Annotated in this window: 22 protein-coding genes; 10 read left to right on the top strand and 12 right to left on the bottom strand. The window is 45.8% G+C overall.

Annotation, left to right across the window (positions count from 1 at the left end; genetic code table 11):
- Window positions 1-6: 6 nt before the first annotated feature.
- The 4 genes from QUF18_RS00800 to QUF18_RS00785 all read right to left on the bottom strand — a co-directional run bounded on the left by QUF18_RS00800 (window position 7) and on the right by QUF18_RS00785 (window position 3,098).
- On the bottom strand, window positions 7-384 hold the full coding sequence (locus tag QUF18_RS00800; protein WP_289384358.1) for a helix-turn-helix domain-containing protein: 378 nt from the start codon (window positions 382-384) through the stop codon (window positions 7-9).
- Entirely contained in the window at window positions 381-1,124 is a 744-nt protein-coding gene (locus tag QUF18_RS00795; protein WP_289384357.1) for a Smr/MutS family protein, read from the bottom strand. Before QUF18_RS00795 ends, QUF18_RS00800 begins: the two co-directional genes overlap by 4 nt.
- 4 nt (window positions 1,125-1,128) lie before the next feature.
- Complete coding sequence (gene mltA / locus QUF18_RS00790; RefSeq protein WP_289384356.1) at window positions 1,129-2,244, bottom strand: murein transglycosylase A; 1,116 nt, start codon at window positions 2,242-2,244, stop codon at window positions 1,129-1,131.
- Between the two features lie 137 nt (window positions 2,245-2,381).
- The gene (locus QUF18_RS00785) at window positions 2,382-3,098 is read right to left on the bottom strand and encodes a Tim44/TimA family putative adaptor protein (RefSeq protein ID WP_289384355.1); all 717 of its coding nucleotides are present in this window, start codon (window positions 3,096-3,098) and stop codon (window positions 2,382-2,384) included.
- A 369-nt stretch (window positions 3,099-3,467) separates the two neighbouring features.
- Between QUF18_RS00785 and QUF18_RS00780 the strand changes: the two genes are divergently transcribed.
- Both QUF18_RS00780 and secB read left to right on the top strand, forming a co-directional pair.
- Window positions 3,468-4,010 carry an FxsA family protein gene (locus QUF18_RS00780; RefSeq protein ID WP_289386066.1) on the top strand — a complete coding sequence of 181 codons (543 nt, stop codon included), beginning with the start codon at window positions 3,468-3,470 and terminating at the stop codon, window positions 4,008-4,010.
- A 314-nt stretch (window positions 4,011-4,324) separates the two neighbouring features.
- Window positions 4,325-4,807: a protein-export chaperone SecB gene (secB, locus tag QUF18_RS00775; RefSeq protein WP_289384354.1), complete on the top strand. Its 483-nt coding sequence runs from the start codon at window positions 4,325-4,327 to the stop codon at window positions 4,805-4,807.
- 69 nt (window positions 4,808-4,876) lie between these two features.
- On the opposite strand, the gene QUF18_RS00770 is transcribed toward secB, so the two are convergent.
- The 6 genes from QUF18_RS00770 to QUF18_RS00745 all read right to left on the bottom strand — a co-directional run bounded on the left by QUF18_RS00770 (window position 4,877) and on the right by QUF18_RS00745 (window position 9,340).
- Entirely contained in the window at window positions 4,877-5,362 is a 486-nt protein-coding gene (locus tag QUF18_RS00770) for a hypothetical protein (RefSeq protein ID WP_289384353.1), read from the bottom strand.
- A gap of 75 nt (window positions 5,363-5,437) precedes the next feature.
- Window positions 5,438-6,139, bottom strand: a complete 702-nt coding sequence (dnaQ, locus tag QUF18_RS00765; protein WP_289384352.1) for a DNA polymerase III subunit epsilon — start codon at window positions 6,137-6,139, stop codon at window positions 5,438-5,440.
- A gap of 19 nt (window positions 6,140-6,158) precedes the next feature.
- Window positions 6,159-6,749, bottom strand: coding sequence for a dephospho-CoA kinase (gene coaE / locus QUF18_RS00760; protein ID WP_289384351.1), 591 nt, complete (start codon window positions 6,747-6,749; stop codon window positions 6,159-6,161).
- A gap of 12 nt (window positions 6,750-6,761) precedes the next feature.
- Window positions 6,762-7,610 carry a shikimate dehydrogenase gene (locus tag QUF18_RS00755; protein WP_289384350.1) on the bottom strand — a complete coding sequence of 283 codons (849 nt, stop codon included), beginning with the start codon at window positions 7,608-7,610 and terminating at the stop codon, window positions 6,762-6,764.
- Window positions 7,603-8,202, bottom strand: a complete 600-nt coding sequence (locus QUF18_RS00750) for a Maf-like protein (protein WP_289384349.1) — start codon at window positions 8,200-8,202, stop codon at window positions 7,603-7,605. The genes QUF18_RS00755 and QUF18_RS00750 overlap by 8 nt, the downstream gene beginning before the upstream one ends.
- 214 nt (window positions 8,203-8,416) lie before the next feature.
- Window positions 8,417-9,340, bottom strand: a complete 924-nt coding sequence (locus QUF18_RS00745; protein ID WP_374806454.1) for a pyruvate, water dikinase regulatory protein — start codon at window positions 9,338-9,340, stop codon at window positions 8,417-8,419.
- A gap of 329 nt (window positions 9,341-9,669) precedes the next feature.
- Between QUF18_RS00745 and hemE the strand changes: the two genes are divergently transcribed.
- The 3 genes from hemE to rho all read left to right on the top strand — a co-directional run bounded on the left by hemE (window position 9,670) and on the right by rho (window position 12,735).
- Window positions 9,670-10,695, top strand: coding sequence for a uroporphyrinogen decarboxylase (gene hemE / locus QUF18_RS00740; protein WP_289384348.1), 1,026 nt, complete (start codon window positions 9,670-9,672; stop codon window positions 10,693-10,695).
- Window positions 10,695-11,225, top strand: a complete 531-nt coding sequence (gene hemJ, locus QUF18_RS00735; protein ID WP_289384347.1) for a protoporphyrinogen oxidase HemJ — start codon at window positions 10,695-10,697, stop codon at window positions 11,223-11,225. The genes hemE and hemJ overlap by 1 nt, the downstream gene beginning before the upstream one ends.
- Before the next feature lie 244 nt (window positions 11,226-11,469).
- Window positions 11,470-12,735 carry a transcription termination factor Rho gene (gene rho / locus QUF18_RS00730; protein ID WP_289384346.1) on the top strand — a complete coding sequence of 422 codons (1,266 nt, stop codon included), beginning with the start codon at window positions 11,470-11,472 and terminating at the stop codon, window positions 12,733-12,735.
- 167 nt (window positions 12,736-12,902) lie between these two features.
- Here rho and QUF18_RS00725 read toward each other — a convergent pair whose 3' ends face one another.
- Window positions 12,903-14,927: a thioredoxin domain-containing protein gene (locus tag QUF18_RS00725; RefSeq protein ID WP_289384345.1), complete on the bottom strand. Its 2,025-nt coding sequence runs from the start codon at window positions 14,925-14,927 to the stop codon at window positions 12,903-12,905.
- Between the two features lie 91 nt (window positions 14,928-15,018).
- On the opposite strand from QUF18_RS00725, the gene mnmE reads away from it, so the two are divergent.
- The 5 genes from mnmE to QUF18_RS00700 all read left to right on the top strand — a co-directional run bounded on the left by mnmE (window position 15,019) and on the right by QUF18_RS00700 (window position 20,972).
- A complete protein-coding gene (mnmE, locus tag QUF18_RS00720; protein ID WP_289384344.1) occupies window positions 15,019-16,347 on the top strand; it encodes a tRNA uridine-5-carboxymethylaminomethyl(34) synthesis GTPase MnmE in 1,329 nt (442 codons plus the stop codon).
- 316 nt (window positions 16,348-16,663) lie between these two features.
- Window positions 16,664-18,559, top strand: coding sequence for a tRNA uridine-5-carboxymethylaminomethyl(34) synthesis enzyme MnmG (mnmG, locus tag QUF18_RS00715; protein ID WP_289384343.1), 1,896 nt, complete (start codon window positions 16,664-16,666; stop codon window positions 18,557-18,559).
- Window positions 18,556-19,188: a 16S rRNA (guanine(527)-N(7))-methyltransferase RsmG gene (gene rsmG / locus QUF18_RS00710; protein ID WP_289384342.1), complete on the top strand. Its 633-nt coding sequence runs from the start codon at window positions 18,556-18,558 to the stop codon at window positions 19,186-19,188. The genes mnmG and rsmG overlap by 4 nt, the downstream gene beginning before the upstream one ends.
- A 53-nt stretch (window positions 19,189-19,241) precedes the next feature.
- Complete coding sequence (locus QUF18_RS00705) at window positions 19,242-20,042, top strand: ParA family protein (RefSeq protein ID WP_289384341.1); 801 nt, start codon at window positions 19,242-19,244, stop codon at window positions 20,040-20,042.
- 51 nt (window positions 20,043-20,093) lie between these two features.
- Window positions 20,094-20,972, top strand: a complete 879-nt coding sequence (locus QUF18_RS00700; RefSeq protein ID WP_289384340.1) for a ParB/RepB/Spo0J family partition protein — start codon at window positions 20,094-20,096, stop codon at window positions 20,970-20,972.
- 60 nt (window positions 20,973-21,032) lie between these two features.
- On the opposite strand, the gene holA is transcribed toward QUF18_RS00700, so the two are convergent.
- Window positions 21,033-22,079 (bottom strand): DNA polymerase III subunit delta, encoded by a 1,047-nt coding sequence (gene holA / locus QUF18_RS00695; protein ID WP_289384338.1) that lies wholly within the window; start codon window positions 22,077-22,079, stop codon window positions 21,033-21,035.
- Between the last annotated feature and the right edge of the window lie 23 nt (window positions 22,080-22,102).

The following is a 22,102-nucleotide window of genomic DNA, read 5'->3' as shown; positions in this document are numbered from 1 at the left end:
CACGCTCTAGCGCAGGCTGCGGTGCTTTTTATAAGCCTGCCGCAGCATTGTGCTGAGATTTGCAATCATTTCCTTATCCAGAATATGGATATGATTGGACAGCAAATTGGCCAGCTCTGTGGCTTCCGGTGACAATCCGGCTGTATCAATTGTCACGCGCGGATGCGAAATCATTGCTAGATTTTGCAGTTCTTCGGCTTCATCCCAGATAATATTCAGATAACCGATCATTCTTTGCAGTAAATCCCAGGTCGGTTGTCCGCGCCTTCCGTGCTCCAATGCTGAGAGATAAGCCGCAGAGACGCGGATGGCGACTGCCATATCCTTCTGGCTGACACCCCGTTCTTCACGTAACTGCCGTAACCGCAATCCAAATGGCGTCATGAGAGTGACCGCTTGCTTAAAGGGAGAGATTGGCGCTCTGCAAGCTTCTCAGCTGGTGTTTTGCGTAATCTGACATAGAGCGCGCCTTGTCCGCCATGATGGCGCACAGCATCCTCATAGGCACTCACATAAATGCGGAAGAGTGGCGTAGAGAACCAATGCGGCACAGCCTGCTTTAATACGCCGTCACTGCCCATCGACGTGCCTTTACCGGTAATTACCAAGACGAAACGCAAACCTCTGTGCCATGCATCTGAGAGGAAACCATAGAGCAGATCATGCGCTTCGTGCTGACGCATGCCATGCAAATCAATCCGCGCCTGAATATCAACACGCCCTTTGGCAATTTTGCGGATCGTCGGCCGGTCAATATCATGCAACGGATTGGTGAGGGTTTCCTGCTTTTTCTGCGTTTGCAGAGATGTTTCACGACTGGCTTTCGCTACTGCTGCTTTAACCGGCTCGTCCTGCACCCGTTGCGGGATATTCAGCCCGTTTTCCATATCCCACAGATGCATATCCTCAATCACAAAAGCCGGACGTTTAGCTACAGGCCGTAAAGGGCGGGTGGTACGCGCAATGGTTTCCCAAAGAATGCGATCTTCTGCCTTCAGAAAACCGGAGATTTGGTGTGATGAGATTTCCGCAGGCTTCTGCTCTTCTTTCGGATTTTTTAGCATTCTCATCATGTCTTTATCCGAAACGCGTGGTGCAGAGCGTTTTTTCTTCGTGGTTTTCATCGCGCTACTCCGCAGTGTTTTTGCGGGGAAGCAACATGATGAAATCCGCATCATGACGTATCCGGCCGGCAAGCTGGCCTGCTTCATCACCGGAACCCATAAACAGATCACCACGGGCAGGGCCAAGAATGGCTGATCCGGTATCCTGAGCAATCAGTAAATGACGAAATGAGCCACCATTTTCTAAAAATTTATGTACATTTATGAAAATCGGCGCGCCAAAGCAATGATATTTACGATCTACAGCCAGCGACCTTTTGGCGGTGAGGGACACTTTCGCTGCCGCGACCGGCCCTGCCGTTGCATCATGCACCAGTGCTTCTCGGAAGAAAATATAAGAACGGTTATGCCATAGGATTTCATCAACACGGGCAGGGTGCTCTGCCAGCCACTGGCGGATCGTCTGCATCGTGACCTGTGCAGGTTCCAGCTCTCCTTTATCAATCAGAACACGCCCTGCGCCCGTAAAGCCATGCCCGGACTTCGCGGCATAGGTGAGGCGCATCTGTGTGCCGTCTTCAAAGTTCAGCCGCACAGCGCCCTGTACATGGGCGAAATAGACATCCACTTTGTCAGCTACATAGGCAATTTCCAGAGCTTGCCCTGCCAATGCTCCCTGATCGATCGCCTGCCGGTCATAATATTCTGTCATCTGCCCGTTATGATAACGGCCAAAGGCCATATCATCAGGCAAATTTTTCGGGCGATTATCCGTATCCAGCTTAATGAGATCTGCCGGTTTTCGGTAAAAAGGCACAGAATATTGTGCGGTTTTAATACGGGAGGCTGCAATTTCCGGCTCATAAAATCCGGTTACAAAACCGGTTTTCCGCTCAAAGGGAATAATTTTTACAGGAAAGAAATTGCGCTCGAAAAAATCACGCGCCACTTGCCGGTTGATCTGTTGCGTTGCCGCCAGTGAACGGGCTTTTGCAAAAATAGGTAAAAGCTCTTCAAATTGCGGACCTAAAATCCCGCTTTTATAAGTATTTTTTTTCGCATAGATCGCGCATTTTAAAAAAGCATCAAAGGCTGCACTATGATCATCCTGTGCCCAGTCGTCACAATCAACGAAATCTAAAATTTCAAAAGAGCAGTGTTTTGCAGACAGATCTGACATCACACTGCTCCTCTCATCATTTCAGTAAACGGGATTAGAGCGGTTCTGGTTAATATTGAATCGTTGGAACCGCTCTATCTTTTTGTTTTACGCATTATCCTTACGCAAAACCGCTTCGCAGTTTTACTGGAAATGCTTTAGTCTTCCGCTTCTGTTGCAACCAGTTTCCAGTTCGGATCACGGTTTGCAGTATTGCGGGCGAAGGTCCAGACGTCGCGAATTTCCGCAACTGTTTCCAGATCTCCGTCAATAATATTGCCCTGCTTATCCTGAGTAGCAGAAATCATCTCGCTGACAATACGCACTGTAACCTGTGCATCTTTGCCCTTCATATCAGCCGCAACAATTTTCGCCTGATTGATACCGATAAAAGTGGAATTAACTTTCTCGCCGCGCGTTTCACGCTCTTTAATTGCTGCGTCAAAGCCTTCATAAACATCTTTGGAAAGCAGGTTTTTCAAGGTTTTACGATCACCATCAGCATAGGATAGTACAATCATCTCATAGGCCATTTTAACGCCGTTGAGGAATTCTTTCGGATCAAAACTGGCATCCTGTGCACGGATATTGCGCAAACCGGTATTCAGCGCTGTTCCTTCAGGCGCCATTGCATCAATGGATGCAAAATCTTTTGCCTGATTTTCCCCCTGCTTTTCCATTGTCTGGCGCTGCGGCAGTGAAACAACATTGTCTTTTTGCTGAGACACTTGTGTCGCGTCTTCTTCACGCCGCGTATAAGGATCAAATGGCGGACGCTCATTGCCAGTGCGTTTTCCCAACACGCTGCGTAATTGCAGGAAAATAATCACTGCAACGATGAAGAAAAAGAATGTGCCAAAACTGAAAAAATTCATACCGCTCGCCAACTATCTCCGCAGCTATCTGCCGGATCACACAATGAACACCTCAGTCTCAGGTTTTGCCTGTACTGATGAATTATACAATATCTTTTTAACAGAGCATATTCAGAATATGCTGTAATAAGTCTGATCTTTATACCGCAAAAGCCTTCAGTTACGCTGCCATCAGCCATAAATTTGCAGCTAAGATACCATAAAAACGCTATGTTTTAAAAAAATATATAGTTCACTGCATTCCGGCATTCAAATGCCAAACCGGCATTCTTATCTATATATTCTGTTTAATTTCATAATCCGGCATATTTACGGTCAAAAACCGCATCTGTCGTCTGTCAGTCAAAAGGTCAATCACCCGTGAAGAAAATGCTAGGTCCGATCAGCCTGCTCATGTTTTTAGCCCTGCCATTTATCGAAATTGCCGGTTTTGTCATTGTCGGCTCAGAAATCGGCGTGCTTGCAACACTTGGCCTGATTGTCCTCAGTGCTGTTCTGGGCTTTGCGCTGTTGCGCCGGCAGGGTCTGAGCCTGCTCAACCAGATGAAAGCAGAAACCGCAGCAGGGCGCGCTCCTGAGCGTGAGATCATTCATGGAACATTGCTGATTTTTGCCGGTATCCTGCTGATTATTCCGGGTTTTCTGACCGATATTATCGGACTTTTGCTGTTTATCCCGCCTGTTCGTGATCTCATCTGGAACCGGTTTTTACGCAACCGTGTAATGATGGCGACAAATTTTCAGGCTAGCAGCACCAGCTATTCAACTTACACCCAGAGAAACGCCCCGCAGGATGACGATATTATTGATCTCGATCCTGAGGATTATTCCAGTTCCTCAGACGACGACAAAAAGAATAATAACTCTCCATGGGGAACAGATCCGAAAGAGATTGAAGATAACAGAAAGTGAATAAAGCAGGAGAAACGGTATTGTCTTGCCAAGCCTCACTCTAAAGCCTGTTCTTTTTAGCATTATCAAATAGTATCATGCGTTATTGCCTGCAAAAGGCACATATGCTAGCCAAATGGCACATGTTTCGGATTGCTTTTGCACAAGCCTTGGTTTTCTGAAACCACGTGATCAATTTTATGGTTCAATTTCTTCGGTTGAAGTTGTTTTTACAGTAAAATTGTATGAGCTTTCAAAGCGTTACAGCACAATATCCTGTGCTGTTATGCTGTTCGACGATCTGTCGATCATCGTTAACAAAAAGGTATATGATAATGGCAGAGACGCCAAACGAAACACAGAACGGCAACGGTCTTGCACAGCCATCCCTCAACATTCTGGCTCAGTATATCAAGGATTTGTCCTTTGAAAGCCCGAATGCACCACTTTCGCTGCGTCCGCGCGAAAATGCACCAAACATCAGCATCAATGTCAATGTGAACGCAAATCCGATCGCTGAAGGCGATTTTGACGTTGTGCTGACCCTGACTGCACAGGCTGGTGAAGGTAAAGATGTTCTGTTCAATACAGAGCTGGTTTATGGCGGTGTTTTCCGCATTCAGAACATTCCGCAGGAACATATGCTGCCGATCCTGTTCATCGAATGCCCGCGTCTGCTGTTCCCGTTTGCCCGTCAGATCATTGCTGATGCAACACGCAATGGCGGCTTCCCGCCACTGATGATCGACCCTATCGATTTTGCGCAGATGTTCCAGCAGCGTATGGCTGAAGAACAGGCTAAAGCTCAGGTAAACTAAGCTTTTTGCGTGATGTTTTAAAAAAAGCCGCTGTGTCTGAGACGCAGCGGCTTTTTTTGTAACGAATTTCTATTTTTCTTTTTTACAAGAGCCACTCATAAAACTTGACTGCGAACCTATTTCAACATCAGCTATTGAGATAGATCCCTCATCCCCTGTAGTTTTAAGCCAAATAACTTGTTTAACGACATTAAGATCATCAAAAAAGCCTAATGTATATATTTTTGTTGGTAATCCTGTGTATTCAGAAATATCTGATTCCGATAAAATTTTATGCTTGAAAGCATTATCAAAAAAACCAGTATTCCATTTTGTAGTCACTTCGTTTTCATTAATATCAAGGCTTAATTTTAAATCATCATTTTTTAAAAAACGACATTCTTTCACTCCGGGACATCCGGAATTCTGTGGATCTTTTTCATCACTGCAAGGTGGTGATACTTTGCACATATGTGAAAGATCACAAATAAATTTCTGATTTTCAGAAAATGAAGGATCAATAAAAGAAAAAAGAAGAAAATTAAAAACTAAAATAATATTCTTTATTTTTCTCATAACTATTCCATCGCCCTATTAAAGATCGATATAAGTTACAAAAATATATAAAAACATCTATATAAAAGATAAAAATTAATTCAAATATTTTTTCCAGACAGCTTTATCGCCCATTTTATCAACCAGCTTTTGATGGGCTGCCAGATCATCTGCAGTCAGGCGTGAGGGCAGGGGCGTTGGCCGTGCTTTCAGCACAATCTCGGCAACAGATTCATTGCCATTTGTATTTTCACTTCCTGATTGAACGCTCAGGCCCAATGACGTCTGACGACCACCGAGCAGCTCAATATAAACTTCTGCCAGCAATTCCGTATCGAGCAATGCGCCGTGTAGTTTACGATGCGCATTATCGACGCCATAACGCTTACACAGCGCATCCAGCGTATTTGGCCCCATGGGATGCTTACGGCGCGCAAGAGCAAGTGTATCAATCACTACGTCCGTAGAAATTGGTGTCCGGTTAATCCGCTCCAATTCGGCATTCAGAAAGCCGATATCAAACATCGCATTATGCGCAACCAGTTTAGCCCCTTCGATAAAGGTCAGAAACTTGTCCGCAATTTCAGGAAAAGTCGGTTTTTCTAGCAGGCTCTCATCCGTAATACCATGAATAGCCAATGCATCCGGATGAACTTTTTTGCCCTGCGGATTGATATAAATATGAAATGTTTCTCCGGTGATGAACTTGTTCACCATCTCGATACAGCCGATTTCAATCACCCGGTCTTCATTTTTATCAAGGCCGGTGGTTTCCGTATCGAAAACAATCTCGCGCATGGTTGATCCTGTAAATTGCTTATGAAGCTGTGTTTTGCAGCTTTTCTAAAATCTCTGACACTTGCTGGCGGGCAAAATCTTTGTCTCGTCCCGTATCAACAATAAAATCCGCTTTTGCCCGTTTTTCAGCATCCGGCATCTGACGCGCTAAAATCGACTGAAATTTTGCTTCCGTCATATTTTCGCGCTCAAGCACCCGTTGCCGCTGAATCGCATAAGGCGCACTGACCACAAGGATTTTATCCACACGGCCTGTTCCGCCCGTCTCAAACAACAACGGAATATCCAGAACCACCAGCTTGGCACCTTTGGCCGCTGCATCGCGTAAAAACTGCTGTTCTTTTGCATGAACAAGCGGATGAACAATAGTCTCAAGCTTTTTAAGCTGTTCCGGCTTGCCTAAAACACTGGCAGACAGGATTTTACGGTCAATCTGCCCGTCAATAACAGCTTCCGGAAAAGCCTCGGCAATCAGCGGCACTGCTTCGGACTGATAAAGCTGATGGACAGTCGCATCAGCATCGTAAACCGGCACACCTTTTTCTGCAAAAAGCTGCGCGGTTGTGGATTTTCCCATGCCGATTGAACCGGTCAGTCCCAGCTTGATCATGAAACTACCCAATCAGCGTTTAAGAATATCATCCAGGATGATCTGACGTAACGCATCTGTTACCTTAGGACGCACGCCAAACCAATGCTCAAAGCCCGGCACTGCCTGATGCAGCAACATGCCAAGACCATCAACGCAGCGCAAACCAGCCTGTCGTGCTTGAGCCAGAAACGGCGTTTCCAAAGGAATATAGACAATATCCGTTGCAACCGCACCGGCTTTAGCTTTAGTGAAATCAAGCGGAAAAGCTTCTGCCTCGCCATGACCACTCATGCCCAGTGAAGTTGTATTCACAATCACATCGGCTGAGCTCACAAAGCCCTGTGCCTGATCCCAACTTGCGGCTTCAATTTTCGAACCAAAATGATCAACTAAGGCCTGCGCCCGCTCCACAGTGCGGTTCACAACGATAATCTTGTCAAAGCCACGGTTCAGCAAAGCATAGATAACCGCGCGGCTGGCACCACCCGCACCCAGCACCAAAGCTGATTTCCCCTGCGCCCAATCTGGCAATTGCGCATCGAGATTTGCAGCAAAACCATAAGCGTCTGTATTGCCGCCATTGAGCTTGTTTTCCGCATCTATCCACAGGGTATTCACAGCCCCGATGGCTTCTGCCGCTGCATCACGTTTTTCACATAATGCAAAGGCTGCTTCCTTATGCGGAATGGTCACATTACCACCGCGCAGGCCTTGTTCGGCAAGGGTTTGCGCAAAGTGCGGAAAGTCCTCAGGGCTGTTCTCAATTGCTTTGTAAGAGCCGCTTAAACCATAGCGCTGCAGCCAGTAATTGTGGATTAAAGGCGAGCGCGAATGTTTAATCGGAAAACCGGTTACAAAAGCTTGTTTCATCTCAGCCATCAATAATTCCTCTGGCACGCAATTCTTTCAGCAAAGGCAGCAATGGCAGACCGACAATGGTGAAATAATCACCGTCAATTTTGTCGAAAAGCTGAATACCTTCACCTTCAACCTGATAAGCGCCCACACTGGAAAGCGCAATATCACCAACACGCGCCAGATGACGGCCAATAAAGCCCGGCTCCAGATGACGCATGGTCATATTAGCGACCGAAACATGACGCCATACGGTCTGGCCGTTCTGAACCAGCACCACAGCACTGTTCAGCTGATGGGTTTTACCTGACAAAGCCAGCAAATGACGGCGTGCGCCGTCCATATCCGCAGGCTTATGAAAAATTTCACTGCCAAGCGACAATGTCTGGTCACAGCCGATAATCAGCGAATGGGAAAAACGCTGGCTTACTTCTTCAGCTTTAGCTTCGCTAAGGATCAGCGCTACATCTTCCGGCGTTGCACCGGTTTCATAAAGCGGCGCTTCCACTGCGCGCTCATCAATATTGGCTTTCTGCGATGTAAACTGAATGCCTGCATTTTTTAAAATTGTTGCACGAAAAGGGCTTTGTGAAGCAAGGATCAAAGGCAGCGCCATATTGAAAACTCCGTTCAAATATCAAAAAGATCACTGCCTTATACGCAGCTCAAAATACTTCTCTGAAGAATATCAGATGTTTCATCACGCTACAGCATAATTCATTAAACTTGAATCGTTTTAAGATAAAAATTATGCTGTAAATTTAATGTGTTAGAGCGAATTTTGTGCGTTCAAGAAGGTGCACGGCGCTCTAGACAGTGAAAAACGCTTATCAATCATCCGATCTGACACGCGGACGCAGCGCGAGAATAGCAGCAGCCGTTTCTTCGATCGAGCGTCGTGTAACATCAATCACCGGCCAGTTATTGCGCTCGCAAATATTGCGCGCATAGGCCAGTTCCTGTGCAATATTGATACGATCCGTATAGCTTTCCGTATCCAGCCCCGGAGATGTGCCCAGCATCCGGTTCTGTCGGATATGGGAAATACGCTCGGCGCTGGCAATCAGCCCGACAACAAGCGGCTTTTTCACATGAAGCAGCGCTTCCGGCAAAGGTATGCCTAAAACCAACGGTATATTGGCTGTCTTAATTCCGCGATTGGCCAGATAAATACTGGTTGGCGTTTTGGAAGTGCGTGAAATGCCAATGAGGATGATATCTGCTTCTTCCAGATCCGGCGGCAATTGCCCGTCATCATGCTCCATCGTGAAGTTCAGCGCATCAATCCGGCGGAAATAACCGGCATCCAGCACATGCTGGGCGCTGGCACGGCGATGAGCGGGTGCACCGAGATAGGATTGAAAAGTTGCCAGCACTGGTTCCAGTACTGAAACGCTCGGTATGCCCATCTGCGAACAGGCTTCGTCAATTTTCAAAGCCAGCTTCTGATCGACAACTGTGTAGAGAACGATGCCCGGTTCGGCATCAATATTTTCCAGAATTTTAGCCAGCTGTTTCTCGGTTCGGATCAGCGGATACATGTGCTCAATAGCGCGCGCATGACTGTATTGAGCGGCCGCTGCACGGCCTGCTGCGAGGAGAGTCTCTCCGGTAGCATCTGAAATCAGATGAAGATGAAAGTAAGAAAGAGTCTTTGTCACAGATTTCTCACATCCCTGTTGATGGCTGTGTGTAAAAATAGCCAGCTCTGACACGTCTTCATCTGCCTGTTGATTTAAACAAGATTCATCCACAGCGCGCCTGACTGTATATTCGTGACAATAAACATTGTGGGTAACAGGAGCAATTCAAACTTGGAAAGAATTCATTCAACGGTTGTCCACAGGATAGAATGAACAGAACTTGCAATAAGTATCAGTTTTTATTGATGAATTTTTAGTCGCATTGCTTTTTCCCATTTGATGGGCAATTTATCCACATCAGCCGGTTTTCGTGATCAGCCTGTGGGAAAACTCAGGGAAACATTTAATCCCCGTTATACACAGACTCTAAGAATCATAAGAATCCAAAAACATCACTTTCTTTATGGGATAACCGGGGAAAACCGGTGTGGGTAAATCGCATGACACGTAAAGTTCTGAACGTTCTAAAAGGTGAAACCGTCTTTCCACCACCAATCTGGATGATGAGACAAGCAGGACGTTATTTGCCGGAATATCGCCAGACACGTCAGCACGCAGGAAGCTTTCTTGATCTGTGCTACAATCCTGAACTGGCAACGGAAGTGACCCTTCAGCCTATTCGCCGTTATGGCTTTGATGCAGCCATTCTCTTTTCAGATATTCTTGTCATCCCTCACGTTCTTGGACGCGACCTTCGCTTTGAAGAAGGAAGAGGACCTTTGATGACACCTGTGACAGTTGATGAAATCAAAGATCTCGACATTACAGGTAAAGCAGCCAAATTAAGCGCTGTATATGAAACCGTCAGCCGGTTGCGCCAACAATTGCCTGATGAAACAACGTTGCTCGGTTTTTGCGGTGCCCCATGGACTGTTGCCACCTATATGATTGCCGGCCACGGTACACCGGATCAGGCACCCGCACGTCTGTTTGCCTATCAGCACCGCGATGTTTTCATTAAGCTGCTGACTGATCTTGCAGATATTTCTGCTGAATATCTGATTGAACAGCTCAATTGCGGTGCCGATGCGGTTCAGATCTTCGATTCATGGTCCGGTGTACTGGATGAAGATTGCTTTGAAGATTTCTGCATCAAGCCGGTTGCCCGTATTATTAAAAAAGTCCGCGATGTGCATCCTGATGCTGTGATTATCGGTTTTCCGAAAGGAGCAGGGATGCTCTATCGGGATTACCGCGCCAAAACCGGCGTAAATGCTCTTGGGTTGGACTGGTCTGTTCCGCTGACCTTCGCACAGGAATTACAAAGCCAAGGCGCTGTACAGGGCAATCTGGACCCGCTGCGTGTGGTTTCCGGTGGTAAGGCTCTGGATGAAGGCGTGGATGTCATTCTTGAAAAGCTGGGGCAGGGACCACTGATCTTTAATCTTGGTCATGGGATCACACCGCAGGCTCCGCTCGAAAATGTTGCTCAAATGGTCAACCGTATCCGTCAGGCAGGTGCATAATGGATAAATCCGGCGCTAATACCGGCAATCCTGCTGTGAGAGCAGTGATTGCTGTCGTTATTACTGCAATTGCAGCCTATGCGCTGTTTTTTGCAGCCACAGATGCGGCCTATCTCTGGATCAAAGCTTTTCATATTATCGCTGTGATCGCCTGGATGGCAGGTATGTTATATCTGCCGCGGCTTTTTGTGTATCACAGTCAGGAAAAGACCGGATCGCAAGCCTCTGAAACCTTTAAAATCATGGAACGCCGGTTGCTGCGCTATATCATCAATCCGGCGATGATTGTGACCTGGGTTTTAGGCCTGTGGCTTGCATGGAAAATCTTTGAATTCCGTGGCGGCTGGCTGCATGGCAAGATTTTTCTGGTTGTTTTGCTATCCGGTTTGCATGGCTATCTTTCCAAAAGCGTACGGATGTTTGCTCAGGATAAAAACACTAAATCCACCAAACATTGGCGCATTGTGAATGAAGTTCCGACAGTTCTGATGATTTTGATTGTCATTCTGGTTGTCGTAAAGCCGTTCTGATCGGCATATAAGTACAGAAATTACGCTTTGAGCGCTGTTCAGAGCGTAATTTCACTGTTTCTGATTATTTTTATAGCGCTGCAAAGCAGCTTGGCTCTTGCTCAAATCGCCGGAACCGGTTAAGGAAAGACACCTTCCTTCAAGAATAGCAGGTTTCCGATGCCGGTCATGCCCCTCATGACCATTATAAGCGCACAACTGCATTTTTCTTTTTTCAATCTTTTATAATACGAGTTCCGCACCCATGCAGGAAATGAAACTACAAGATCTTAAGAACAAGACACCTGTCGATTTGCTCGCTCTTGCTGAAGAGCTGCAGGTTGAAAACGCCAGTGTTATGCGTAAACAGGAACTGATGTTCGCTATTCTGAAGAGCCTTGCCTCTCAGGAAGTTGAAATCATCGGTGAGGGTGTCGTCGAATTATTGCCGGATGGTTTTGGCTTTTTGCGTTCAGCAAATGCCAATTATCTGCCAGGCCCGGATGATATTTACATTTCTCCTTCGCAAATCCGCCGTTTTTCCCTGAAAACCGGTGATACAGTTGAAGGGCCGATCCGTAGCCCGAAAGAAGGCGAACGTTATTTCGCACTTCTTAAAGTGAATACGATCAATTTTGAAGATCCGGAAAAAATCCGTCATAAAATCCATTTTGATAATCTGACACCGCTCTACCCGAATGAGCGTTTCAAAATGGAACTGGATATTCCGACCAATAAAGACAATTCAGCCCGTGTAATTGATCTGGTTGCACCGCTTGGTAAAGGCCAGCGCGGCCTGATCGTTGCGCCGCCACGTACCGGTAAAACTGTTTTGCTGCAGAATATTGCGCATTCGATTACCGCCAATCATCCGGAATGCTACCTGATTGTTTTGCTGATTGACGAGCGTCCTGAAGAAGTAACCGATATGCAGCGTTCCGTGAAAGGTGAGGTTGTATCCTCGACCTTTGATGAACCGGCAACACGCCACGTTCAGGTTGCTGAAATGGTGATTGAAAAGGCAAAACGCCTTGTTGAGCATGGCCGCGATGTGGTCATTCTGCTGGACTCGATCACCCGTCTTGGCCGTGCCTACAACACTGTTATTCCTTCATCCGGTAAGGTTTTGACCGGTGGTGTGGATGCGAATGCGCTGCAGCGTCCGAAACGCTTTTTCGGTGCCGCCCGTAATATTGAAGAAGGCGGCTCGCTGACCATTATCGCAACTGCGCTAATCGATACCGGTTCGCGTATGGATGAAGTTATCTTTGAAGAATTCAAGGGTACCGGTAACTCGGAAATCGTTCTTGACCGTAAGGTCGCTGATAAGCGTATCTTCCCTGCGATGGATATTCTCAAATCCGGTACACGTAAGGAAGATCTGTTGGTACCGCGTCAGGATCTGCAGAAAATCTTTGTTCTGCGTCGTATTCTTGCGCCAATGGGCACAACCGATGCGATTGAATTCCTGATTGATAAGCTGAAACAGACGAAGAATAATGCTGAATTCTTCGATTCAATGAACACGTGATTTGTTTCATTATGCTGATATTAGAGCGCTGTGCGCCCGCTAGGACGCAAATATGTAGCTCTAACATTTTATATTTGCAGCATAATTTTACCTGAAACTGATTCAAGTTTAAGAAATTATGCTGTAAAAACGCCGTCTCAAAAGGGCGGCGTTTTTTGTTTTTATAATTACAGTAATTTCTCCAGATTGGCTGCATTATAAACCGGCGGTAAACAGACCTGATTACGGCACAGAATGGCGCAAGAGCGATTTCCTGATAGGGATAGGAAAGACGCCCATTGCGGCTGCTGTGAAGCTTGTTTGTGGCTTAGAATGATATCTGTACGGCAAGGATCAGCATGACGGGATGCACAGCGGTATAATTCATCTTCCGTATCCTCAATAATCAGCACCAGTTTAATCGGATCAAGCAGTTGCACTGCAGCATTGAGAATACCGGCCTGACCATAAGCCATATGTTTGCCACGCCCTAAAGCACGCTCTGCCAGCCCATTGGTTTTGCTTAAAAGCGCCTCATCTTCCGTTATCAATGCCAGTCTAGTGCAGGCTTCTATAATCTGACTGGTAGGGCTTGGAATAGCTTCATCCTGATCGCCATAGAGATAGAAAATCACATCATCATTATCTAAAGCTGTCAGACGATAATCATCATTCTGATCGAGATGATGCTGATTAAGAGCGTCTAGTAGTGATTTGGCATCTTCAATATAGTTTTGCTGCGGATCAGCCTGATAAACCGACAAAGCTGCATTGATGAGCGCGGCGTAATCAGAGGAGAGCGCAGGGAGTTTTGATGCAGCCTTTGACCACACATGACTGAGGGCTGCTCCTTGTTCTGGAAGCAATGTCCGGTAAGTTACTTTTGCCAGCTCCAACCAGTCAGCGCGATTAAAAACACGGGCAGCTTCAGCCAAAGCGCGAATGAAATAGGCATTCCAGTCTGTCAGGCATTTTTCATCGCGTCCGGGTTTGATACGTAAATTTCTTATGCCAAGCAGTTTTTCCCGCATTGGTTTTAGAGTTTTATCTTCTTCTTGGTTGAAATTCAGCATATCCAGCCGATGAAGAATATTGCTGCCTTCCCAGTTTCCATCAGGGCTGACATTGTATTTTTCAATAAATTCAGATGCATCTTGGCCGAGAACTGTCTCTATTTCTGACCGATCCCAGATATAAAATTTACCTTCAACACCTTCGCTGTCCGCATCTAGACCAGAGGCAAAACCGCCATCCGGCAAAGTCATTTCAGATGTAATCCAATGAATAATTTCTTCGATTCGATTCCGAAACAATAAATTTTTCGTACTAGTCCAGGCCCATAGACACTGTCGGATTGTTTGGGCATTATCATAAAGCATTTTTTCAAAATGCGGTACGAGCCAAAATGCGTCTGTACTATAGCGCGCCAGTCCACCGGCAAGATGATCATAAATACCGCCATTGAGCATCTTCTCGGTGCTGAGAATGAACAGATCATGATGCTGTTGTTGCTGGCTAATTTTTGATGATGCCCAGAGCATCGACATAAACGGGAAATTCGGAAATTTAGGCTGCCCGCTGATGCCGCCATATGTCGTATCAATACGTCTGGCTATTGTATCTGCATAACGCTGGAAAATGCTTTCATCATTCTCGGCGGCTTTAGCATCTGGTGTTAAAACATTCTGCAAATGCGATTTAAGCGCCGTAACATTACTGTTAATTCGCTCGCGATCATTTTTCCATAAAGTGCCGAGGCTTTGAAGAATATCCATAAAGCCGGGCAGGCGACCATTCGCGTATTTAGGAAAATATGTACCACCCCAAAAAGCATCACCTTGCGGCGTTAAAAATATGGTCAGCGGCCAGCCGCCTTGTTCGCCCATCGCGGTCAGAGCTGACATATAGATCTGATCAATATCCGGTCGTTCTTCGCGATCGACTTTAATATTGATAAAATGCTCATTCATCAGCTTAGCAATTTGCTCATCTTCAAAACATTCATGTGCCATAACATGGCACCAGTGGCAGGCAGAATATCCGATGGAAAGCAAAATCGGCTTGTCATAAAGGCGGGCGAATTCGAGCGCTTCATTGCCCCAAAGCTGCCAGTTTACCGGATTAGCGCTATGCTGTTTCAAATATGTGCTGTTCGCTGTATGAAGGCGATTAGAACTGGCATTGTTTTGTGTTGGGCTTTGCGTCGGGTTCATGGCTTTGCCTTTCCGATATTCAAGCCGATACGGTAGTGCTTCTAGCAGCTAAAGAACGGCAATTATTCTCTTAACTTGTAACGGATTTTCGATGTCAGTGCAGTCTTTTCATCACGATACTATTTTTGCGCTTTCAAGCGGACGCTTGCCTTCCGGCGTAGCAATTATCAGATTATCAGGCCCGCAATCTCGATTCATTACCGAAACCATTGTGGGAAAATTACCGGAAGCACGCAAAGCGCACTTCAGCAATTTAAAAAACAAAGCAGGCGAAGTTCTGGATAGTGGCCTGACACTCTTCTTTGAAGGACCGAAAAGTTTTACCGGTGAGGATTGTGCGGAATTTCATATTCACGGTGGTATTGCTGTAGTGGAAAAATTTTTGGAAAGCTTGTCAGAATTTGAAAAATGCCGTTTAGCCGAAGCCGGAGAATTCACACGTCGCGCATTTGCAAATGGAAAAATGGATTTGACGATGGCCGAAGGGCTGGCTGATCTGATTTCTGCTGAAACGGAAACACAAAGACGGCTAGCCCAACAAGTTGCATCCGGAGCGCAGCGAAATCTTTATATGGATTGGCGGCAGAGGCTTATTCAGGCGCGCGCTTTTATCGAAGCAGAATTAGATTTCGCCGATGAAGGCGATGTTCCGGGCTCAGTATCAGAGCGGGTCTGGAGTGATATGCAGAATCTCAGTGTCCTAATTGAAAAACATATTGAAGACGGTAAACGCGGATCAATGCTACGTGACGGTTTTCACATTGTTATTATCGGTGCACCAAATGCCGGAAAATCAAGCTTGATGAATTTATTGGCTGCGCGTGACGTGGCTATTATTTCTGATGAAGCGGGCACAACGCGTGATCTACTTGAAGTGAAATTGAATCTGAATGGCATCGCGACTTACGTGACAGACACAGCCGGCATTCGCGAAACAACCGGAAAAGTTGAACAAATTGGTATTCAGCGTGCAATGGATAAAGCTGCCGAAGCAGATTTGATTTTATACATTGAAGATATTTTCAATCCCATTGCCGTAGATACATCTGAGTTCAAAACAGATATCTGGACAATAGGCAACAAATCCGACCTGAAGGCTACGAATACCCAAAATTATAATTATCTGATTTCAACACAAAACAATGATGGGATCAGCACGCTTTTGGACAATTTGAGCACATACATTTCTGAAAAAACAAAACTTCAGAATGAAGTTGTACCAACACGTCGTAGGCACATTGACCTACTTAATCAATGCAAATCTGAAATACAAAAAGCATATAAATCAGAACAACTCCCTTTGGAATTGAGAGCTGAAAACCTACGCATTGCCTCACAGCATTTAGGGAAGATTACAGGTGATGTGGATGTAGAAGATATTCTCGACCTTGTATTTTCTCAATTCTGCATCGGAAAATGATTCACGTGAAACAAATTTCATGATATAGCCTGACTACAATCAGATGTGTTTCACGTGAAACATTCTGTGGAATCATAAAACACAGTTTGACTCAGCAGAATTATTCTGAGTCAGCAGATTTCCCTTTTTGAAATTATTATTACTCAGAATAATTGCGTAGGTATAAATCTATTGCTCTCACTCTGAATTTTTAGCTGTCGCATTTCAATGAGCACCAAGTTAAAATAACTAGATGGTGAAATGCTCTAGTTATGTGTTCCCTTTTCAGAGAGAACATGAGAATGATGATTCACGTGAAACCAAACAAGTTTTGGATATGATTATGACTGGTTTTTATGACGTCATTGTTATTGGTGGTGGACATGCCGGCACAGAAGCTGCCGCAGCATCAGCAAGAACTGGCGCTAAAACAGCTTTAGTAACGCACCATTTTGATACGATCGGTGTTATGTCCTGTAATCCTGCCATTGGCGGATTAGGGAAGGGACAGCTTGTTCGTGAAATTGATGCACTTGATGGTTTGATGGGCAAGGCTGCCGATCAGGCTGGGATTCAATTTCGTTTATTGAATCGTCGTAAAGGCCCCGCAGTACGTGGCCCCCGAACGCAAGCTGATCGCAAATTATATCGTCTTGCCATTCAGAGCTTCATCAAAGAACAGCAAAACCTGACGGTGATTGAAGGCGGCGCTGCAGATATCCTTGTTGAAAATGGCGCAGTCAAAGCCGTTCAATTGCTGGACGGAACAATTATCAATTGTGCATCTGTCGTGTTGACGAGCGGAACATTTCTCAATGGCTTAATCCACATTGGTGAGAAGACAATTCCTGCCGGACGTATGGGGGAGAAACCAGCTCTGGGATTGTCTGAACGTTTGATAGGTTTGGGTTTTGGGTTAGGTCGGTTAAAAACCGGTACGCCTTGTCGTATTGATGGCAAGACAATTGACTGGGCAAGTTTGGATAAACAATCTGCAGATGAAGATCCGGTTCCGTTTTCTATGATGACGGATAAAATTACAGTACCACAAATCGATTGTGGTATTACGCGTACGACTGATGCAACGCATCAATTGATCCGCGATAATATTCATCGCTCGGCAATGTATTCTGGCAATATTGAAGGCATCGGGCCACGGTATTGTCCGTCAATTGAAGATAAAATTGTAAAATTTGGCGATCGTGACGGACATCAAATTTTTCTGGAGCCGGAAGGTCTGGACGATGATACCGTTTATCCGAACGGTATTTCGACCAGTTTACCGGAAGATGTACAGCTTGATATTCTCAAAACGATTCCTGGTTTGGAGCATGCTAAGATGCTGCAACCTGGTTATGCTATTGAATATGATTTTATTGACCCGCGTGAATTGCAACGTAGTCTAGAAACACGCCGAGTAAAGGGCTTATTCTTGGCGGGTCAGATTAACGGTACAACCGGTTATGAAGAAGCCGGTGCTCAAGGCCTCTTGGCTGGTTTGAACGCTTCCAGACATGCTGGTGGTAGTGAACCTGTTATTCTTCAGCGTACTGAAGCTTATATTGGTGTGATGTTAGATGATTTGACATCGCGCGGTGTGAGTGAACCTTACCGCATGTTTACGTCTCGTGCAGAGTTCAGACTTTCACTCCGTGCTGATAATGCGGATAGTCGTTTGACACCGTTAGGTGAAGGTTGGGGACTAATAGGGCAGGTACGGCAGGCACGCTTTAATGAGAGAAAGCAGGAATTAGATCAGGCGAGGGAGCTTGCACAAACGCTTTTGATCACACCAAATGCAGCTGCTGCACATGGACTGAATTTGAATAAAGACGGCATTCGACGCTCGCTTTATGATTTGCTTTCATATCCGGATATTAATCTGGAACGCCTTACCGGCATTTGGCCTGAGCTTTCTGGTTTGTCATCGGCAACAAAAGAAGCTTTAGAAATTGAAGCGCAATATTCAGTATATCTTGATCGTCAGACAGCAGATATTGCTGTGATGGAACGTGAAGAACAACTCATAATTCCGCGATCAATTCAGTTCTCAAGCATTTCCGGTCTCTCTATTGAGCTCAAGCAAAAACTTGAAAAACGCCATCCTTCCAATATTGCGGAAGCGCAAAGAATTGAAGGTATGACGCCGGCTGCTATCGCATTATTGATAACACATATCCGCAGACATGGTATTGCACAGGATATTTCGGGTGATTTGGCAAAACCAGCATGACAAAAGATAAATATTTTGATTCACTGAAACAAATATACCCATCTGTTTCACGTGAAACAGCAGATGATCTGATTGGTTTTGAAATTCTGTTTAAAAAATGGTCTAAAGCGATCAATCTGGCTTCCCCAAATACGCTTGAGACACTTTGGGAACGGCATATTTTGGATAGTGTTCAGATTTTCAAATTAGCGCCACAGGCAAAACAGTGGCTTGATTTGGGATCTGGTGGTGGTTTTCCTGGTGTTGTTTTGGCAGTGTTGTTGAAACAGACAGGGGGCTCAATTCGTTTGGTTGAGAGTAATGGCAAAAAATCAGCATTTCTCAGAAATGCTCTGGCTCAGTTTCAGGCTCCGGGGCAAGTGGTAAATGCACGAATTGAAAGCTGTTATGAACTCATTCAGGTTCCTGAAATCATCACAGCCAGGGCGTTGGCCTCGCTTGATAAACTGTTTGAACTGACAGCACCATGGATGACTAAAGGTGCTAAAGCATTGTTTCAAAAAGGGCGCGACTATCAGCGTGAGATTGATGAAAGCCTGATAAATTGGAAATTTGATCTTGTACGGCATGAAAGCGCGATAGAAGCAGATTCTGTCATTCTTGAAATCAGCAATTTACAGCGCCGCTGAATGATTAATCGTTCAGTAAAGCTTGGAAATAGAAGTTATTCGGGACAATTATTATGAATAACAGAACACGGATTATAACAATCGCGAACCAGAAAGGCGGCGTAGGGAAAACCACGACCGCTATTAATCTGGCGACTGCTTTGGCTGCAATCGGTGAAAATGTATTGATTGTTGATCTCGATCCGCAGGGCAATGCTAGTACCGGACTTGGTGTTGATCGCAAAAACCGTCCATTATCATCCTATGATGTTTTGACACAGGGAGCATCAGTACCTGATGCTGCTATTGCAACTGATGTACCAAACTTGTTTTTGATTGCATCAACGCTGGATTTGCTTGGCATTGAAATGGAAATTTCCAATGCTCCGGACCGAACCAGACGCTTGCGTGATGCGTTGCGTTTTGATTCAGGCATTGCCGATCATTTTAGTTACATTCTGATCGATTGCCCGCCATCACTCAATCTTTTGACATTGAACGCAATGGCGGCCGCAGATTCTGTTCTGGTGCCACTGCAGTGCGAGTTCTTCGCACTGGAAGGTCTCAGCCAGTTGCTCGAAACGGTTAATCAGGTTCGCAATTCGTTGAATCCGGATCTGACCATTCAGGGCGTGGTGCTGACCATGTATGACAGCCGTAACAATCTGGCCAATCAGGTTGTTGATGACGTGCGCGCATTTATGGGCGAAAAAGTTTACCGCACAGTTATTCCTCGCAATGTTCGGGTTTCAGAAGCCCCATCGCATGGAAAACCTGCTATTCTTTATGATCTCAAATGTGCTGGTAGTCAGGCATATCTACAGCTGGCTTCGGAAGTGATCCAGCGGGAACGTCAACTTCGTAGCGCAGCATGAAACTGAATATTCGATTCGAACACGTAACAATTTGCAGAAAGCATTCAACTGATGAACGATGATCCTTCAAAAAAGCGTCTTGGTCGCGGTCTGGCAGCTCTGATTGGGGATATCGACCGGCCTATGGAAGAACGTAAGGCACCGGTTCCGCTTGAACGTTATGTGCCTATTGAATTCGTAAGCCGTAACCCGCGCAATCCACGTCGTATTTTTACGGAAGCGGAACTGGAAGATCTGGCTCAGTCTATTCGTGAACATGGCATTGTGCAGCCTATTGTTGTGCGTCCGGCACCGGAAAACCGCGAACATTTTGAACTGATTGCCGGTGAGCGCCGCTGGCGTGCTGCTCAACGTGCAGGTTTGACTGAGATTCCGGTTATTCTGCGTGATGTGGATGATCGTGTTGCTCTTGAACTTGCGATTATTGAAAACGTTCAACGTGCTGATCTAAATCCTGTTGAAGAAGCAATGGGTTATCAGCTTTTGATTGATGACCATGATTATACCCAAGCTGATCTGGCGCAGGTTATCGGTAAAAGCCGTAGCCACGTGGCAAATACCTTGCGGCTTCTCAAGCTTCCGTCGGAAGTGCAGGGGTTGATTAATGAGGGCGCATTGACTGCCGGTCATGCGCGTACATTGATTACAATGGAAAATCCGCATGCTGTCGCACAGAGGATCGTTAAGGAAGGTCTTTCTGTTCGCCAGGTTGAGGCCTTATCTCAGGCTGAGAGCAAGGGTATCCCAGCGGTCAAGCCGGAACGTGTGCCCGTAGAAAAAGATGCAGATACAAGAGCACTTGAAAAATTGCTGTCTGATGTCACTGGCATGAAAGTTGAAATTAATCATCGTGATCGCGGTGGTGAAGTTCGCATCCGTTATAGTTCGCTTGAACAGTTGGATGAAGTTTGCCGCCGATTGCAAAGTTGATATATCAATAATAAAAAAAGCCGGTTTTTAGACCGGCTTTTTTATTATACAAATTTATCTTTAGCGACGTTGTTTATTGCGAATTGCTTCAACAGTAAGGGCAATAAAGGTCTGTCTGATGATTGCGGTAGAAAGCGCTGCATTCTGACGGCTCTCAAGAACCGTGCGCTGAAGTCTGTCTGTCACGCGGTTAATGGCTGCGACACTCCACAGTCCTAATGCAGTCTCGACGAGTTTTTTACGGGCAAAGAAAATCGGTGGTTTTGCTGAATTAACGACAAGACCAGCCGGTACATTTCCTGTTTCCATATTGTAGCGCATAATTTGCAACTGGCTGAACTGACGCATAGCGCTATTCAGAAGCAGAAATGGATGTGTGCCGGTATTTACCACGCGATCAAAGGCTGTGTTGAATTTCGACAAATCCCCAATCAGGATAGCATCAATGACTTCATCCTGTGACAGCGCTGCAACGTCACCGACGGATTGCCGTACATCTTCAATTTCAATACGCTGCTGACCGCGTGCATAGAGACAGAGTTTATCAAGCTCACCGCGTGTTGCCAACCGATCGCCGCCAAGGCTCATACGTAAAAACAGACGGGCATCATTAGATATTTGTAAATTGTTGGCCTGCAACACATCATCAATCAGACCATCAATACCGCGTGCATCATCTGCATAGCAGGGCAAAGCCATGGCTGTGGAACCATTTTCCACATTGCTGCGTAAGCCTGCACCTTTTTTCAAGTCGCCTGCTTCAATCAGAATATAGGTATCTTGAGCTGGTTCTGAAATCAGCGCTTTGACAGCTTCAGCCAGATTCTTTTGCGCAGAAGCATTTTTTATCCAGATCAGACGATCACCGCCAAACATCGAAATTGTCCGGGCTTCATCCATCAGCCGGGCAGGGTCTTTGTCAATTTCATCTGCTTCAATACGTAAAACAGCGAAAGGATCATCCAGAGGCAAACCGGTGAGCTTTGCATATTTAGCACCGCGTTCGCTGACCAAGCCTTTGTCAGGCCCATAGATCAGCACGACTGTTCCGGTTTGTGCCGGACGCGCGAGAAACCCGTCTACTTCATGTGCTTTTTTCTGTGCCATATGTCTGCTTACAACAAAGGTAT

This window comes from Pseudochrobactrum kiredjianiae, from assembly GCF_030362795.1.
Classification (GTDB): Bacteria; Pseudomonadota; Alphaproteobacteria; order Rhizobiales; family Rhizobiaceae; genus Pseudochrobactrum; species Pseudochrobactrum kiredjianiae.
Note: the sequence above shows the minus strand (reverse complement) of the source record. Positions and strands in the feature narration are given on the sequence as shown.